The 17,386-nt window shown below is 62.6% G+C and carries 9 protein-coding genes; 3 read left to right on the forward strand and 6 right to left on the reverse strand.

The window, feature by feature from the left end; all coding sequences use genetic code 11:
* Positions 1-37 precede the first annotated feature (37 nt).
* A complete protein-coding gene (locus NCHOL11_RS15730; RefSeq protein ID WP_097093521.1) occupies positions 38-2,461 on the reverse strand; it encodes a TonB-dependent receptor in 2,424 nt (807 codons plus the stop codon).
* A gap of 330 nt (positions 2,462-2,791) precedes the next feature.
* Here NCHOL11_RS15730 and NCHOL11_RS15735 point away from each other — a divergent pair, with 330 nt between their 5' ends.
* Positions 2,792-4,213, forward strand: coding sequence for an NAD-dependent epimerase/dehydratase family protein (locus NCHOL11_RS15735; RefSeq protein ID WP_097093522.1), 1,422 nt, complete (start codon positions 2,792-2,794; stop codon positions 4,211-4,213).
* A gap of 167 nt (positions 4,214-4,380) precedes the next feature.
* Here NCHOL11_RS15735 and NCHOL11_RS15740 read toward each other — a convergent pair whose 3' ends face one another.
* The 4 genes from NCHOL11_RS15740 to NCHOL11_RS15755 are packed head-to-tail and all read right to left on the reverse strand — an operon-like array spanning position 4,381 to position 12,919.
* Positions 4,381-6,822 (reverse strand): alpha-L-rhamnosidase-related protein, encoded by a 2,442-nt coding sequence (locus NCHOL11_RS15740; RefSeq protein ID WP_176502318.1) that lies wholly within the window; start codon positions 6,820-6,822, stop codon positions 4,381-4,383.
* Complete coding sequence (locus NCHOL11_RS15745; RefSeq protein WP_176502319.1) at positions 6,822-7,814, reverse strand: alpha/beta hydrolase; 993 nt, start codon at positions 7,812-7,814, stop codon at positions 6,822-6,824. The genes NCHOL11_RS15740 and NCHOL11_RS15745 overlap by 1 nt, the downstream gene beginning before the upstream one ends.
* An 11-nt stretch (positions 7,815-7,825) precedes the next feature.
* Positions 7,826-10,693 carry a glycosyl hydrolase gene (locus NCHOL11_RS15750; protein WP_217991105.1) on the reverse strand — a complete coding sequence of 956 codons (2,868 nt, stop codon included), beginning with the start codon at positions 10,691-10,693 and terminating at the stop codon, positions 7,826-7,828.
* A 6-nt stretch (positions 10,694-10,699) separates the two neighbouring features.
* Positions 10,700-12,919, reverse strand: a complete 2,220-nt coding sequence (locus NCHOL11_RS15755; RefSeq protein ID WP_176502320.1) for a glycoside hydrolase family 3 C-terminal domain-containing protein — start codon at positions 12,917-12,919, stop codon at positions 10,700-10,702.
* 170 nt (positions 12,920-13,089) lie between these two features.
* Here NCHOL11_RS15755 and NCHOL11_RS15760 point away from each other — a divergent pair, with 170 nt between their 5' ends.
* Both NCHOL11_RS15760 and NCHOL11_RS15765 read left to right on the forward strand, forming a co-directional pair.
* Entirely contained in the window at positions 13,090-13,725 is a 636-nt protein-coding gene (locus NCHOL11_RS15760) for a TetR/AcrR family transcriptional regulator (RefSeq protein ID WP_217991106.1), read from the forward strand.
* A 58-nt stretch (positions 13,726-13,783) separates the two neighbouring features.
* Positions 13,784-14,095 carry a hypothetical protein gene (locus tag NCHOL11_RS15765; protein ID WP_097093526.1) on the forward strand — a complete coding sequence of 104 codons (312 nt, stop codon included), beginning with the start codon at positions 13,784-13,786 and terminating at the stop codon, positions 14,093-14,095.
* A gap of 208 nt (positions 14,096-14,303) precedes the next feature.
* Here the strand turns inward: NCHOL11_RS15765 and NCHOL11_RS15770 are convergent, their stop codons facing one another.
* Positions 14,304-17,384 carry an efflux RND transporter permease subunit gene (locus NCHOL11_RS15770; RefSeq protein WP_097093527.1) on the reverse strand — a complete coding sequence of 1,027 codons (3,081 nt, stop codon included), beginning with the start codon at positions 17,382-17,384 and terminating at the stop codon, positions 14,304-14,306.
* Positions 17,385-17,386 lie beyond the last annotated feature (2 nt).

Consider the following 17,386-nt stretch of genomic DNA (forward strand, 5'->3'; position numbering starts at 1 on the left):
GGCCGGTTGGTGATCCAACCGGCCCCTGCCTTTATCTTTAGAACTTGAAGTTGCCCGTCAAGCCAAACTCTCGTGGGTTGGTCACGTTGACCAGGCGATAGCCGGAGTCATAATCCAGTCCGGGAGTGGCTGTGCCAACGGTCGCATTGCCAAGGCTGATGTTGGCAATCCGCTTCTGGTTCAAGGCGTTCTTAGCGAACAGCGTGAACTCCCAACTGCTGTCCGGGGCGCGGACACCGACAAACAGGTTCAGCAGTTCGCGGCTGCGATAGTTGTAATCCACCCGATCCGAATAAAAGCCCGGGCGATAGGTGAACAATCCGCGCACGAACGGCGTGACATTGTCCATCGGGAACCGGATTTCCGTATTCGCGGTCAGGCTGAAGTCCGGCGTATCGCTGAGGCGGCCATTGCTGACGCAATAGCTGACATTGCCCGGCCCCCTGACGGTCGCCGGTCCATCCTGGTTGGGGCTACCCGTGCCCGCAAAGTCATTGCAGGGCAGGAGCGCATTCTTGAAGCGGGCCCGGGTATAGGCCGCGCTGATCCCGAAGTCCCAATCGCGCGTGATACGGCCGTCCAGCGATCCTTCGATGCCCTTGATCCGGGCATCGCCATTATAGTTGAAATCGAAGAAGCCGGTCGGCGGCGAGGCGATGGTCGATTCGTAATAGATGTTGGTGAAGCGGTTCAGGAAGTTGTTGAGCTTCTGATAGTAGACCGACACCGCATAATGCAGACGGCGGCCAGCGAAGCTGCCCTTGATGCCTGCTTCGATCGCGTCCGTCTTTTCCGGCTGGCCGACGATCAGATCATCGCTGAGCCCATCTGGCAGGCCGACACCGACAACGCCGGCACGGAACGAGTGGCCATAAGAGGCAAAGACGTTCATCGATGGCATCAACTGGTAGCTGATGGTCAGACCGCCGGTGATCGGCGTATCTTTCGTGCGGCGAAAGCGATCAGGAATGATTTCCGTAGCCGGATAGGTCGCAGGCAGGCAGCCGAAGGATACCGCATCAACCTGCGGATCGCCCGTGCAGGCCAGAATATTGCCCGGAGTGCTCAAGGTGAGCTGACTGCTGTTTACAGACTTGATGATCGAATAGCGGATGCCTCCTTCGATCGACAAGCCACCCCCACGGAAGTTCGCATTGGCATTGAACGACCAGACGCTACGGTCGACCGGGACTGCAATGGCAGTACCGATAGGCAGATAAGGCAAGGCACCGGCGGTATTCAGGCTGTCGTTCGGCTCCAGCGGGAAGAAGAAGCTGTCACCCGGCTGGTTGAGGCGTGTCGTACCACCCATCTTGTTGTAGAAAACGCCGATGCCGCCGCCGAAGCCTTCCTTGTTGTTCGTCGCCAGGCGCAGCTCGACCGTGTCATATTTGAAGGGAATGGATCCCGTCGAATTGGAGATGTATTTCGGAACGGCATTGGCGACATCCAGGTCGCGCTGGGTCTTCAGCTTTGTATATTGATGCGCGCCGACAAACGACAAGGTCGCCGGGCCCAGATCCCAATCCACCGCCAGGTTGACGATGTGACCTTCATTCTGGTTGCGGACCCTGCCTTCGCTGACTGCGGCATAGTCATCCGCCTCAAGCGGCGGACCTGAACGCACCGACGTGTTCGGCACAAGGACGCCGCCGAAGAACGGGCCGGCCTCAAACGTCGAATTATTGCCTGTCCCGATAACCTGCTGCGGCTGGAAGTTGTCTGCATACAGATACTGATAGGTCAAATAGGCTGTGACATTGTCCGTCGGACGCAGGCCTAGCGTCAGGCGCACGCTCTGGGTGCGGCTGCGCGAGCGTTCGCCGGTCGTGATGTTGCGCACGTTGTTCAGACGATTGCCATCCACCAGCGCCGCGACGCGCAGTGCCACCTTGTCAGAAAACGGCAGCGAAACGCCGCCCTGGACGTTGAAGCCGTCGCGCGTGGTCGCGGTAGCTTGCGCATAGCCTTCGATCTCGTCGAAGCTCGGGCGCGCCGTGGAAATGGTGATCGCACCGGCGGGGGCGGAGATACCACGCAGCTGGCCCTGCGGGCCGCGAAGCACTTCGATCTGCTTGATATCGTAAAGCGCCGTATAGACCGTCTGCGCATCAGTTGGAATTTCGTTGAAGTAAACCTGAACCGCCGGATCGGTACCCTGGTCAGGATCGAACGAAATACCACGCAGCGTGGTGGAATTGTTGCGGCCCGTGGTATTGGTCATTTCCAGCCCCGGAGCGAGCTGTTGCACGTCCTTGGCATCGAAAATGTTCAGTTTCTGCAACTGCTCGCCAGTGGCCACATTGACGCTCATGGGCACTGACTGGAGCGAGCGGGCTTCGCGCGTCGCCGTAACGACGATCTCGCCACCGCCATCGGCCGCATCCTGCGCCCGGGCGGCGGCAGGCACGATCAGCGCTGCACCGCACAACAACGCAGAAACATAATTCCCCTTTTTCATGACTGCTTCCTTCTATCTAGCAGGGCCAAGTCCACAATGTTGACAGTTGCTAACCATCGTGCAGGCACCCCGCAATCCGCGCAGTCATTTTTTTGTAAATTTTTCGAAATCCGCGTGCTTTATTAGCAACATCCCTTAATTCCGCAGCCGTGATATACGCGCATAAATCTGGCACGGGATGCGCATTTCTATGGAATACAACCAATATTATCGTGGAAATCGTGATATACCGCTCCTGTCGCTTTGGGGGCTGATCCGCGCCTGAAACCTCTCCCCTTGTTATTGATACGACGACGTGCGATTGTGTCGAAATTATTCGAGGGGAGCAAAATGATCGACACCCGCAAGACAGTTTTCCTTACCGGGGCCACCGGCAATATGGGCCGCGAGACGGTGAAGCGTATCGCCGCGAAGGCGGATTCGCTGCACTTGCGAATATTGGTGCGGCCGGAAGAAAAGGCGCATCCTGTGGTAAAGGATGTTCAGCGCCGGGGCCTTGCGGAGATCATCTGGGGGGATCTTACCGATCCGGCATCCATCCGCGAAGGCGTGAAGGGCGCCGACATCGTTCTGCACGTGGGCGCGCTGGTCTCGCCGCTCGCAGACCGCCTCCCCGCCGATCTGGTGACCCGCGTCAATGTGGGCGGCGCCCAGAACATCGTCGACGCGATCCACGCCGTGGGCGATCCCAAGCAGACCCGGCTCATATATATCGGTACGGTCGCCGAAACCGGCAGCCGCAATGCGCCTGTCCATTGGGGCAGGACCGGTGATCCGATCAAAATCAGCGCTTATGATCATTATGCGGTGACGAAGACGCAAGCAGAAGCGATCGTCGCGCAGAGCGGGATCACCCATTGGGCCTCGATACGCCAAAGCGGCATGGCGCATTTCGAGATGTGGAAGATTTTCGACCCCATCATGTTCCACAATCCGCTCAACGGCGTGTTCGAATGGTCCACCGCCAATGACAGCGGCCGCCTGATGGCCGCGCTCTGCGGCGATGATGTGCCCGGCACGTTCTGGCGCAACTTCTACAATCTGGGCGGCGGTGCTTCTTCGCGGGTGGTGAACCATGAGTTCATGGAGAAATCCATGCCCAACTACCGCAAGGTGCTGAAGCCGCACTGGTTCGCCACGCGGAACTTCCACGGCCAGTGGTACTCGGATTCCGATCGGCTCGAAGCCCTGGTGCCGTTCCGCGAACAATCGCTGGATGACTATTTCCGCGAAGCGCCCCGCCATATTCCATGGATCGCGCGCACAGTGCCAAAGCTGATGCCCGGCGTCGTGTCGAAGCAGATCGAAAAACTTGCGAAGGGGCCGGACGGCAGTCTCAACTGGTTCGCCACCAACAACGAAGCCAAGATCCGCGCTTATTTCGGATCGCGGGCAGCGTGGGAGGCCATTCCCCGCAACTGGGACGACTTCCGCTTCGCGCAGCCGTCGCGGGAACCGGCCTTGCTCGACCATGGCTATGACGAGAGCCGCTCGCCCGACGACTGGCGGGCCGACGACCTGAAGGCAGCGGCGGAATATCGCGGCGGCAAATATCTCGGCAGCTCGTTCGACGGCCCGGATGCGCCGGTGGAATGGCAGTCGGCGGCAGGCCATCGTTTCACCATGACGCCGCGCCTTTATCTCCAGGGCGGCCACTGGTGCCCGGTCACCATGCTGGATCCCGCAGCCTATGAAGCAGAGGCTGTGCGCAATCCCTTCTTCGCGCAGATATGGGGCGACGCAGCCGGTTAAGCTGCGCAGGGCCAGGGTGATCGGCCGTTCCGTCGGAGCGCAATGGACGATCCGCCTAACGCCAGCAGGGTGCGATCACCCAGGAGTGGACGGCGCGTTGTTCCGTTAAATCGACCTCAATGGCTTCGGGGCGAAGGACGCCCCGAAGCGCTGAGTGCGCTGCCCCTCTAGCGGAGCGGCACCTTGAGCTTTGTCGTCGTGCGAGTGAGCGGATAGCGCTTGCCGTTCCAAAGGAAATCCCCCGGCAATGCGGCTGGCCGGGTGATTTGCGCATTCAGGGTGCTGCCGGAAATCCGATAGCGAACGCTGACCGGCCCCTGCGGCGTGGCAGCGGTCGCGGACAGGCTCTTGAGCGAACCCAGCGCAGGCTCGACCTTCAGCCTCGCATAGCCCGGCGCGGCGGGGCCGATGCCTGCCACGATGCCGAGCAGATCGGCGCTTGGATGTGCGCTCCACGCGTGGCTGTCGGAACGGGTCGACTGGCCCTTCCCGCCTTGGCCCGCATCGTCGCGCTCTTCCGGCCAAGTCGTATAGTGCATTGCCAGCAGATCGCGCCACGTCTTGAGCATGTCGAGATAGCGGTCGTTCTTCCCGGCATGGACCAGAGCCTGAGCCAGATACCATGAGAAATAATAGCTGACGCTGGTGATCCCTTCCGGCGCGTCGATGCCTTTGCCCGGCACCATGATACGGTCGATGATCGCCCCGGCTTCGTCGCGGGTGGCGACATCATAGAGGATGGCCAGCGCATTCATATGCTGGCTGAACCGGTCGCCATCGGGATTGTCCGCGTAGAGACCCCGGGCGGGAACCCAGCAGCGGTTGCGGATCGCGGCCTTGACGGTGTCGGCACGCGCCGCGTAGCGCTGTGCCACGCTGCTGTCGCCAAAGGCAGTCTCGATCGCCGCCCCCTGCTGAAGCGCGCCAAGCCAGCTGACGCTCATCAAACAGCTTTCATCCGTCTTTCCGTAGGACGGGAAGATGGTGCGGTCGGTCGCCGGCTGGCCTACCCAATCGATGAAATTCCATTGCGGGTTCTTGCCGAGCAGGCCGCTCGGGCGGCGGTAGGCTTCGAACCAGTCCAACACCCGGCGCATGCGCGGGATGTTGCGGACGATCGGTGCAGCGTCAGGCTGGCGCAATCGCCAATCGTCCAGCATGCCTACCCACATCAGCGCGAAGGGCGCGATCACATTGTTGCCGCGCGTCGGCCATGCGCCTTCCATCAGGCCGCCTTCGGCATCCGACGCGGCGAAGGCGTCGATCGCCTGCTCGGCCAGGCGCGGATCGCCCGAAACGGCATAGGAAATCAGCATCTGAAGGCGCGTGTCGCCCGCATATTGCAGCTGTTCCCAATAGGCCGTGTCCATATAGGTTTCATGCGCGTCGATCCGCGCAGTGCGCCAGCCAATGTCGAAAATCCGTGCAAGTTCAAGATCATCGCTCGCGAACTTGCCAACCTGTTGAAACGGGTAGCCGGTTTCGTAGGCGCGCAATCCCTCTAATACCAGCGGCTGATCCTTGGTTTCGACCGTGATCTCCGCATAGCGCCAGGTCCGCCACCAGAGCGGCGCGAAGCTGCGCTTTTCCCCATCGGCTATGAAGCTGTCCCATATGCCGATCGGCTTGCGGTCCTCGATCAGGTTCCGGTCGCCCTTGCGGCTCTTCGCATCATACAGCGCCTCTGCCCACAGCAGCTTGATCGAAGCACCCTTCCCGCCCGACACATCGAGTTGCGGATAAGCTGAGACCATCGCGTCGCGCTGGATTAGCAATGTCGCCTTGCTGTTGGCGGGAATCGTCACCGCCCGCGCGGGGAAGGTCATGGCGGCGGGCAGGTCCGTCCGCACCACCTTGCCCGCTGCCACCGGGGTATAGGATTGCTGCGGCAGCCGGTCGGGCACCAACGTCCGCTTCGCCGCATCGGGAGCGGGAACCGCGTCCTGCCAGCCCTCGCCTTTCTCCTGCGGCCCGGCGGCGTCGAAGTCAGTCTTTGCCGCGTCGATCTTTTCGGGGTTTCCGGCGACATAATACCATCGCTTCACTTGCCCCCAGCCATTGACAAAGCCGCGGCCCTGGTCGCGCTTCACCCGCCAGCCCGCGCGATCTGTGGACAGCTCCGCCGCATCGCCTTCACCGATCAGGCGAAAGCCGGTCGCGACGCTCTGTTGAAACAACGGCGCTGTGTTGGTGAACAGCGAATTTCCCTGCGCCGCCGAAACTTGCGCAGGCGTTGGGTTAGCGGGCAGCTTCAGCGGCTGCACGCCGTTCCACACCGTCGCCGCGACGACATTGACGCCGCGCTTCATATAGGGGGCGAGGTCGATGCTCTCCTCACGCCAGTGAAGGATATCGCCTGTCGAAGGACCGGTCGCAACGCGGGCGCCGTTCACGAACAATATGAATCGGTTATCGGCCGTCACTCGCACCGTGTAGGCGCGCGGTTTGCCGGGCAGCGTGACGGTGCGGCGGAAATGCAGGACGATCGGACGCACCGCCGGCCCCGCCTCCGCATGACTGATCCAGCCCTCGGCTCCACCGGGCTGAGCGATAGCGGCGGGCGCAGCGCCCATCATCAGCGAAGCGGCCAGCAAGGTGCGCATTTTCATCATTTCTTCTCCGGCGATAAGGCACGGGCAAGCACTGTTTCCAGCGCGGCATTGAATTGCTGGGATATGGCCGCGCGCGGCGCGATCATCTGAAACCCGTGGAAGGCGCCCGGTATCACCAGCAATTCGGTAGGCACGTCCGCATCGATGAGGCGGCGGGCGAACTCCACATCCTCGTCGACGAACAGGTCGATCGACCCGACGCCGATGAAGGTCGGCGGAAGAGCCTTGAGGTTCTTCACGCGCGCGGGCACCGATCCTTCAGGCTGGGTGGCAGCACCGGGACGCCGCCCCAACAGCGCGTGCCAGCCCTTGCGGTTCGACTCCGCCGTCCAGATCAGCTGGCCGATATGCGGCGGCACCGGACGCGACGATCCCGTCCGATCGTCCAGCATGGGATAGACAAGCGCCTGGAACGCGACCGGCACTTCGCCCCTGTCCCGCGCGGCGATCGTCAGCATGGCAGCCAGGCCGCCGCCCGCGCTTTCGCCCATGACCACGATCCGGCGCGGATCGACGCCCAGCGTGGCGGCATTGCCGTGCAGCCATTTCAGGCCCGCATAGGCATCCTCTAGCGGCCCGGGAAAGCGTGTCCCCGGCGCCAACCGGTATTGCACCGACACGATCACGCAGTTCAGCCGCTCGGCCAGGCTCTTGAGCGCAGGCAGATTCTCCCGCGCGTCGCCGCCGATAAAGCCGCCGCCATGAACGAAGAAGATCGCCCCGCGCGGCGGCCCCTGCTCCGCACCGGCGTTCACGACGTAGACCGGCACGGGCGGATGCCCGCGCGATCCCGGCGCCTGCCGTTCCTCAACCCCTGCGGGCAGACGGCCGGGCTTCCAAGGCTTGTACGTCGCTCCTTTCCGCTGCGCCTGCATGATGCCGCGCGCGATAGGCCGCAACTCCGGGTTGACCGACTTCAGTTCCGTCTCTGGCGAAGGGGCGGCCGGGGCAGCCGCTATCAGCAGGCAGGAAGCAAGCGCAGCGGCCAAGCGCCGCCCTCTCAACGCTGTGCCTCCAGTTTCGCAGGTCCGACCCAGCCCGCCGGGACGGGCTTCAGCTTCTTGTAGATCGTGTCCTTGGGATCGATCATCGCATTTTGCGGAACGTTGGCGATCGCGACACTGATGTCGTTCTTGCCCGCGCGAACCAGCTTCGTCACATCGACGCGGAACGGAGCGCTGAACAGCGTGGGCAGGCTCTCCCCGTTGACCGTGACCGTCGCGACATCATGCACCTTGCCAAGGTCGAGGATGACGCGCGTACCCTTGGTCAGCCAGCCGGCATCGACGCTGATCGCTCGGCTATAGGTCGCCGTTCCCGCAAAGCGCGACAGTTCCGGCACCTCCGCCCAATCCTTCAAGCTGGCCGAAGCAAAGTCATGCGCATAGGGCTTGCGCTGCACATGACCATTGGCCTTAAGCCGCCAGCCATCCACCGGCAATGCCACGCTGCCCACCGTCGCCGCAGCCGCGATGGTGACAGCCTTGGTCTGCGGATCAAGCATCAGCAGGGCGCTTTCTCCCGCCGCCAGGCTAAGCGGCACGTCCGTGCCTTGTCCCCCGGCCTGCGCGGAAACGGGCGTCACCGTCCCATCCATCGCATTCCAACGCGTGACGCCGCCCGCGCCCGGCAACGTCACCGTCACCTGACGGTCGGCCTGCCCCCGGTTATAAACGAAGGTCGCCGTCCGGCCGTCGACGCGCCGCTGCACGAAATACAGGTCGGCTGCATCGCCGGTGAAGCGCAGATTGGCCGGGGTCGCCGCCGCGCGCAGACTATCCGTCAACCCGGCAGCGGGCACCACCTTTGCCCCCGCCTTCAAAGCGGCCGCGATCGCCTTCTTCACCCGCGCATCGCGTTGGCGCGCCTGGGCCAACCCCTCGTCACGTGATGGAGCGCGGTCGGTGAAGAATATCGGCAACCCCGCCTTTGCGAACCGCGCGATTGCCTCCGCCGTCTCTGCCTGGATGCCGTCGATCGGCGGCAGCACCAGCACCGGATAGCGCTGGCCGCCCTGCGAAACGAGCTGCTTTCCTTCGATCCGGGCATGCGCGATCGAATCGGGATTGATCCGGTCGAAATCATAGCCACCCGCCAGGAACGCCTTCTCGGCTGCCTGCTTGCCCGCGCCATCATCCTCGATGCCGATATAATAGCCGTAGCGGCCGTAGAAATAGGCGACCGGGACCACCGCCTCGCCTGCCTGCATCACGGCTTGCAAGCGGCCGATATAGGCCGCCATCGGCTTCATCGCGGGCCACACCGGATTGGTCTCGTTCAACATGCTGGAAAAGCCGCCCGCAAAGGGGCTTGGCTGGAAAGCGTGCCAACCGGGCCAGTCTTCGGCATGGAAACGGTAATTATATCCGTGCAGGATCATCGAATTGACCCCGCCCGAAATCAGCGCATCGATCCTGCGGCGCATCTCATCCGGCGTTACCTCATAGGGGCGGTTCGGCCATGCCAGGCTCTCTGCCGACACGATGGGCCGGCCATAAAGATGCGCGCCCGACCGCGCCATCCGCATGAAGAAGGGATCGCCTTCATGCGGCAGGTCCTCGGTCTCGGGGATATCAGCCAGCCCATATCCCCGGATCGTGTCGAACGCGCCACCATGCGCCTGGAACTTTGCCTTGAGCCCTCGCGCATGGTTCCATGCGACGAAAGGTTGGATGAACCCCTCGATCATCATGTCGGACACCGTGCGGCGATAGTCGGCGCGCACCCGCTCCGCCAGATCGCTGTTCGGCGTATCGAAATAGGGGGGCGACCAATGTTCGGCCCAGGCCTGCATCCATCCCGGCTGCACGACCAAAGGCAGATAGGGCGTCAGGTCATAGCCGCGCCGCTTCCTGAACTGCTGCAGCAATTCAGGTCCCCACTGAATATCCTGCATCAATTCCAGGCTGTCGACGAATGTCGACCGGATACCGGCCGGGTTCTTGCCCAATGGATCGCCAACCCTCGCGGCATGCGTCGCAAAGGCTTGCGGGTTCATATGGTCCAGGATCAGCTGCGGCCCCTGTCCCGCTGCACCCAGCACGCCGACATCGGACGCATATTGGCGGAACACGAAAATCTGCCAATCGCCCGGCGGCGGGGTCCAGTTCAGCGTGCCGTCATCGCTCATCTTGTCCGTAAGGAGGATGCTGGAGGACGGGTCCAGCGTTCCCGCCGTCACCACGTCCCGCCATGGCGTCAGTGTAAGGCCCATCGCGCCGGGCGCGGACGGCTGCAGCACAGGCGCCTTCCCCTTCACGGCAACCACAGCCACCGTGCGGGCGCGGGCGTCCATCCGCTTGCCCCAATCGGCAACCTTCGGGTCCTTGACGCGCGCATCCAGGAAACTCAGCGCACCCAGGCGGCGGGTGCGCTTGGGGATGTTCAGCTTGATTGGTCCTGCCTCGCCACCCTTCACCTCAGTGCTCGCCATGGCAAGCTCGGTAAAGGCCAGTTCCGGGGTGATGGCAAAGCCGCCGCCCGATGGCCAGGATGACCCAAGCGTATAGTCCAGCGTCAAACCAGCCTGCCTTGCGGCATCCGCAGCGGTGCGGACATGCGCGAAGAAGGACGGTTCGGCATATTGATTGACGCGCAGCTTCTCGTCCGGCGTCAACGTCACGAAATTGGGCGTGAAGGACTGAATTTCGGCACCGGCAAAGCCCGTGTCCGCCATCAACTTGATCTCACGCCGCAATTCTTCGTCCGTCACCGCATCGCCCGGCCACCACCAGCGTAGCCGGGGCCGCGCCTCCATGGGGGGGTGCTGGAAATGATCGTCGAGTGGAGCTGCAAAGGCCGGGGCCTCCGCAACCGCAAGTATCGCGGTGGCTGCCAGCAGGCAAGTTTTAATCAAACGCTTGGACATCATGGCTCAGGGCCTCCGGGTCATGCGGTTCAACCGAGCCGTGCCGGTCAGCACCGGATCGGCGGCAGATGTGCCCACCTCCACCTTGACGTCGCCCGCCGGGACCACCCAGCGCTTCGCCTTCGCATCATAGTCGGCCAGGACGCGCATGTCAGCGGTCACCGTGACTTCCTTGCTCTCGCCAGGCTTCAGGTTCGGTTTCGCCCATCCGATCAGCCGCTTGGCCTTGCCCGGCCGGGTCACATAGACCTGCGGCACGTCGGCGCCTTCCCGCTGGCCGCTGTTGGCCACGGTAAAGCGCACCGACAGCGTCTTGCCGCCGGTCACCTTCAGCCCTTCATAGCGGAACTGCGTGTAGCTGAGACCGTGGCCGAAGGGATAAAGCGGCTTCAACCCCTTTTTGTCGAACCAGCGATACCCGGCGTCCGATCCTTCGGGATATACGATGTCGAATGGCTTCAGACCGGCTTGCAGGCCATAAATGGCGCGGGTTTCCTTGTCCGCTGGCGGCGCGTCGGATCCCGGCAGCACCGGATTTGGCAACTGATCGACAGAGGCCGGGAAAGTCACGGGCAAGTGGCCGGACGGGTTCACCTTGCCGCTGATGACGCGCGCGATGGCTGCGCCGCCGCGTTGGCCACCATACCAGGCCGAAAGGATTGCCGGCACCTTGGCCTGCCAAGGCATCAGCACGGGATTGCCGGTTTCCAGGACGACGATCGTCTTGCCGTTCGCGCTTGCGACTGCATCGATCAGTTCGTCCTGACCTTCGCCCAGCGACATGTCCTTATGGTCCATTGCCTCGGTCGCATACTTCTCGGCAAAGGCGATGACGATGTCCGCAGCCTTCGCGGCCTGAACGGCGGCAGCGACGTCCTTACCGTCCAGATAGGTGATCGCCGCATTAGGGAATTCCGCGCGCAGTCCGTCGAGCGGCGGTGTGCCGCCATAGCCGCGCCGCGCAAATCCAGCGGCCGGACCACCCTCGGCAGGCTTGGAGACGCGCTTCAACCCACCCACGGGATTGACTTGGCTCGATCCGCCGCCGCTCGGGACGCCGACATCGGCATTTCCGCCGACAACCAGTATCTTCTTCGCCGTTGCGGCCAGGGGCAGGATGCCGCCTTCGTTGCGCAGCAGGACGATGCCTTGTTCGGCGGCCCGCTGTGCGATGTCGCCATTGGCGTCATAGTCGATCGGCTGCCCTGCCTTCAGCGGATTGTCGGCCACCCCATGGGCATAAATCGCGTAAAGGACGCGTCCTGCTGCCTTGTCTACAGCCGACTGCGGCACCTTGCCAGCCTTCACCGCTTCGACCATCAGGCTGGAGAAATAGGGCTTTCCATCGATCTGCTCGCCTGATTGCTGGTCGAGCCCGGCGACGATCGCTTCGGTCGAGTGCACCGCGCCCCAATCCGACATCACATAGCCCTTGAACCCCCAGTCGCGCCGCAGCACGTCGTTCAGCAGGAAGGGGTGCTCGCATGCATAAGTACCGCCGACGCGATTATAGCCGCACATGACTGAGCCAGGATTGCCGCGTTCCATGCCTATCTGGAATGCTAGCAGATCGCTTTCGCGCATGGCCTGCTCATCCATGTTTACCGACGCGATATTGCGTCCGGTTTCCTGATCGTTGAGCGCGAAATGCTTGATCGTGCCGATGATGTTGTTGGACTGCACGCCACTGATCTGATTGCCGACCAATTCACCCGCCAGCAGCGGATCTTCGCCCAGATATTCGAAATTGCGGCCCGCACGCGGATCGCGGACCAGATTGACGCCGCCAACCAGCATCACGTTGAAGCCCTTGGCGCGCGCTTCGGCACCAATCATCGCCCCGCCCGCGCGCGCGATTTCCGGGTCCCAGGTGGAAGCCAGCGAAAGTCCCGATGGCAGAGCCGTGGCCACGTCACCCTTGCGCTGTTCCATCAGATTGGACACGCCCAGGCTCGCATCGCTTTCGACCAGCATCGGAACGCCGAGCCGCTCGACGCCCTCGATATATCCCGCGCTGATGGGCACGTCCTTCGGCCTCTTGGCTACAGGCACCAGCGCGGTCATCGGCCCGTGGATCAGCCGGATCTTTTCTTCATCCGTCATTTTCGCGAGCGTTTCCGCCGCCCGGCGCTCTGCAGCGGTCTTGGTATCACGGGCATGTCCCGCAAGCGGCGTCAGCATCGTCCCGGCTATTGCGAGCAACAGGATTGATGAGGAATTCTTCATGATGTTCAGCCTCTCCGCTGGTGGGACATTTTGAGCATGTCGGCAGTTTTCATACTATGGGCTGAAACGACGGGCGTCAATATTCGATCGGGGGCGTTCGATTGATTTGGGACAGGCCATTGCTTCCGCCGATGGCTTGAGTCAGAGAAGTGATCATGCCAGCTACTAAGATGGAAAAAACCTTTACCCCCAAGCGGGGCCGCCCCGACGCAAAGCAGGTTGCGGCGATCGACAAAGCCATCCTTGCGACGGCGACGCGCATGTTCCTGGAATTGGGCTATGACGGCGTCGCGATGGAAAATATCGCGACGGAAACCGGCGTGTCCAAGGGTACGCTCTATGCGCGCTACCCTTCAAAGGAGGCGCTGTTCACCACCGTCATCCAGGACCGGGTCAGTCAATGGTCCCTCGCCTCGGCGCAGCAGGATCACCTGCTCACCGACGACATTGCCGAGCGGCTCCACCATCATGCCCAGACCATCGCCAGGTCCGTCCTTCAGACGGAGGTTCATGCGTTTCAACTCCTGACGCTCGCAAACCGGGAGCGATTCCCTGAACTTGCCCGCGCGATGTATGAGGCAGGCTATCTCTACATCGTCCGCCTGATCAGCAACGACATCAGCGAAGCGGCGAAGCGTGACGGCATTCCTGCGCGCGATCCCTCCGCGATCGCGCGGATGTTCGTATCCGCCATCACCGGGTGGGAATTGCAGGAAAGCAGCGCAGGCCCCATCAAGGAAGCGGAGTTCATTAAAGCTGCGCGCCAGACGGTCGAACTTTTTATGGCGGGCCGCGCAAGTTGGTGACTTGAATTTAGAACGTAGCCGTGCGATATAGGCCCGGTCATAATGGAGGATCCTGTTTATGCGTCTTTTGATTCTTGCCGCTGCTGCTCTGTCGGTTGCCACCCCCGCGCTCGCGCAGACGGCTGCCAGCCCGGCCCCCGCACATGCGGCCCATGCCAAGCTTAACACGACCGACACCGAACTCGGCGTCCTGCTGGACAACCCCGCCGCCAAGGCGATCATTGAAAAGCATATCCCGGGTATGACGGCCAATGATCAGGTCGACATGGCCCGCGCCATGACGCTGAAGTCGATCCAGCAATATGCGCCTGACGATGTCACCGACGCGCGCCTTGCCGCGATTGATGCGGACCTTGCCAAGCTGCCCTGAACCGGTCAGCCTGCAGCAATGAAAAGAAAAGGGGCGCGAAAGCGCCCTTTTTTGTGCCCGCTCCTCTTGCGTCCCATTGCAACAGGCAAAGAAAAGGCCGGCTTTTGGCCGGCCCAAGTAGGTGTAGGAGAGTGCCTAAAAGGCATCTCTAATTGAACATGCTTGTGCGATAGGTCAAGTAATTAGTGATCGCCTGTCAACTTTTTCATCATGTGGGAAAAGGATCGTCGTCCCCCGCTTGACGCGGCGTAACCAGGCGAGCGGCGCGCGGCGCGATCCACCTTTCGATACTATCGACAATCTCGTAAATCACAGGAACGAAGATGAGCGACAAGGCCGTCGAGGTGATCAGCCCCCCGATCACCGCCAGCGCCATCGGCTGACGGAACTCCGCGCCCTCGCCGATCCCCAGCGCAGTGGGCAACATGCCCGCGGCCATCGCGACCGTCGTCATGACGATCGGCCGCGCGCGCTCGCGGCAGGCATTGCGCAGCGCCTGCGTCATCGGCGTTCCCGCCCGCTCCTCCTCGATCGCGAATTCCACCAGCAGGATGGAGTTCTTCGCGCACAGCCCCAGCAGCATTAGCAAGCCGATCATCGCTGGCAGGTCCAGCGTCTTGCCGAACAGCACCAGCGCGGCAAAAGCGCCAAGCAGCGACAGCGGAAGCGCCGCCAGAATGACGGCCGGTTTGAAGAAGCCCTTGAACAGCAGCACCAGCACCGAAAATGTCAGCCCGATACCCGCCACGATCGCCAGCATGAAGCCGCCGAACAGTTCCGACATCGCCTCCGAATCGCCAACCTTGGCCTCTTGAACACCCTGGGGCAGGTTCCGCATCACGGGAAGCGCGGCGACCTCCTGCAGCGCCTGGCCAAGCGTTCGCCCGGCTACCAGGTCAGCCTCGACCGACACGCGCCGCTCCCGGTCATAACGCACGATCTTGCCCGGCCCCGCCTTGAACTGAATGTCCGCGACCGTCGACAAGGGCGTCGTCTGCCCATCAAGCGTGGGCACGCGCAGGTTCGCGATCGTGTCCAGATCCTGACGCGCGCCTTCGGGCAGGCGTACGCGAATCGGCACGCGTTCGTCGCCATCCGAATATTTGGCCACGCTGGCGTCGATGTCGCCGATGGTCGCGATGCGCAGTACCTGGGCAAGCGTCCGGCTGTCCACGTTCAGCCGCGCCGCTTCCTCTGCCCGAGGCGTCACGATCAGCTCGGGCCCGGCAGGCGGAGGCGCTGGGCGCGGGTCGGAAATGGACGGCACCTTGCGCATCTGTCGCAGCAATTCGGTCTGCGTGCGCTCCAGCGCCTGGCCGTCCTCACCGGCAAGGACGATGTTCACCGATGCCGATCCGAATGTACCCTGGTTCGACAGACGAACGTCCGGAATGTCGCGCAATTTCGGCCGGATGATCGATCGGAATTCGTCGGTCGTCACATCGCGATCATGCTTCAACACCACCGTCAACGTGCCGGTGCGCATGTCGTCGCCCGCGCTGAAGCCGCCCGATGTCGATCCCACCTGGGCGAAGACGCGCTCCACGGCGGGCTCTGCCGACAACATGCGGGTCGCATCATTGACCGCCCGCGCCATGTCGTCCCGCGTCGCGCCCGGCGGTCCCTGCACGGCGATGTAAAGATAACCCGGATTGCCGACTGGCTGGAAACCTACCGGAGCGAAGCTTGCGAGCAGAAGCGACAGGGCGAAAATTCCCGCGCCGATTCCCATCGTCTTCCAGCGATGCGCCAGCGCCCAATCCAATATGCGGCCATAGATCGGGTTGACCGGCCGCTTCTCCCGATGCGCGCGATCCTTCAACGGAACGAGGAAATAGGCAGCCATCAGCGGTGTCAACAGACGCGCGACCACCAGCGAGAAGAGCACCGCCACCGCGACCGTCAGGCCGAACTCGCGGAAAAACTGCCCCGCCTGTCCAGGGATAAGCGACACCGGCGCGAACACCGCGATAATCGTCGCGGTGGTGGCGATCACCGCAAGCCCGATGGCATCGGCACCGATCAGGGCTGCACGATAGGGCGTCTCTCCCGTCTCGATCCGCTTCTCGATATTCTCGACCTCCACGATCGCGTCATCTACCAGAATGCCGATGACCAACGTCAGTGCCAGCAAAGTGATGCTGTTGAGGCTGAACCCCATGGCCGACATCAGGACGAAGGTCGGGATTAGCGACAGGGGCATGGCCACTGCCGCAATGATCGTCGCGCGCCAGTTGCGCAGGAAGATGTAGACGACGATCACCGCCAGGAAGATGCCCTCGATCAGCACATGCTGGGTCGATGCAAAGGTCCGCCGCGTCGAATCCACCGTCGACACGAGCTTGGTGAAGGTGACGCCGGGATGATCGGCCTGAAGCTGGGCAATCACCTTGATCGCCCGGTCCTCGACACTGATGTCGCTTGCTTCACGCGTCTTGCTGACCTGAATCGCCGTAACCGGCCTGCCGTCCAGACGCGCAAAGCCGCGCTGCTCGGCCGATCCGTCGCCAATCTCCGCGATGTCGGCCAGGCGGACGTAGCGGCCCTGCACCGGAATGGCGAGTTCACGCAGTCGGTCGATGGTCATGGACGATCCAAGAACGCGGATCGTCTGTTCCACCGCACCCACATCGGCGCGGCCGCCCGGATCGTCGCTATGGAACGCGGCCAGGGCATTGTTCACCTGCGGCGCGGTGACGCCCAATGCCGCCATGCGCTGCGCATCCAGCACGATGTTGATTTCGCGGTCGGCCCCGCCAATGCGGTGAACCTGCGCGACGCCCGCCTGCGCCTGCAACGCGCGCGTCACCACCTTGTCGATGAAGCGCGACAGTTCCGTATCGCCCATTCCCGGCGCACTTACGGCATAAGTCAGGATCGGCGCGCTATCGATGTCCAACCGCTGCACCAGCGGCGGGTCGATGCCCGGCGGCAGATCGATGCGCGCTCTTTCGACAGCGGTGCGGACATCGTCCGTCGCCTTCTGCATGTCGCTGTGCAGTTCGAACTCGACCGTCGTGGTCGATGATCCCAGCACCGCCGTCGAACTGATGTGCTTGACCCCCGCGACGCTGCTCAGGGCATTTTCGATTGGCCGGGTGATTTGGTTTTCGACTTCGCTCGGCGCCGCGCCATTTTGCGTGACCGTCACGCTGACGACGGGAAAGTTCACATTGGGGAACTGCTTGATGGGCAGCCCCACATAGGCCACGATCCCCGCGATCGTGAGCAATATGAACAGCGAGACGACGGGGATCGGATTCCGGATCGCCCAGGCGGAAATGCGCATGT

It is taken from the genome of Novosphingobium sp. Chol11 (genome assembly GCF_900218065.1).
GTDB classification, from domain to species: Bacteria; Pseudomonadota; Alphaproteobacteria; order Sphingomonadales; family Sphingomonadaceae; genus Sphingobium; species Sphingobium agri.

Coding starts and splice junctions, on each gene's coding strand:
- NCHOL11_RS15760 (WP_217991106.1), top strand. CDS start 13,090: ATGGAAAAAACCTTTACCCCCAAGCGGGGCCGCCCCGACGCAAAGCAG.
- NCHOL11_RS15770 (WP_097093527.1), bottom strand. CDS start 17,384: ATGCGCATTTCCGCCTGGGCGATCCGGAATCCGATCCCCGTCGTCTCG.
- NCHOL11_RS15730 (WP_097093521.1), bottom strand. CDS start 2,461: ATGAAAAAGGGGAATTATGTTTCTGCGTTGTTGTGCGGTGCAGCGCTG.
- NCHOL11_RS15755 (WP_176502320.1), bottom strand. CDS start 12,919: ATGAAGAATTCCTCATCAATCCTGTTGCTCGCAATAGCCGGGACGATG.
- NCHOL11_RS15740 (WP_176502318.1), bottom strand. CDS start 6,822: ATGAAAATGCGCACCTTGCTGGCCGCTTCGCTGATGATGGGCGCTGCG.
- NCHOL11_RS15735 (WP_097093522.1), top strand. CDS start 2,792: ATGATCGACACCCGCAAGACAGTTTTCCTTACCGGGGCCACCGGCAAT.
- NCHOL11_RS15765 (WP_097093526.1), top strand. CDS start 13,784: ATGCGTCTTTTGATTCTTGCCGCTGCTGCTCTGTCGGTTGCCACCCCC.
- NCHOL11_RS15750 (WP_217991105.1), bottom strand. CDS start 10,693: ATGTCCAAGCGTTTGATTAAAACTTGCCTGCTGGCAGCCACCGCGATA.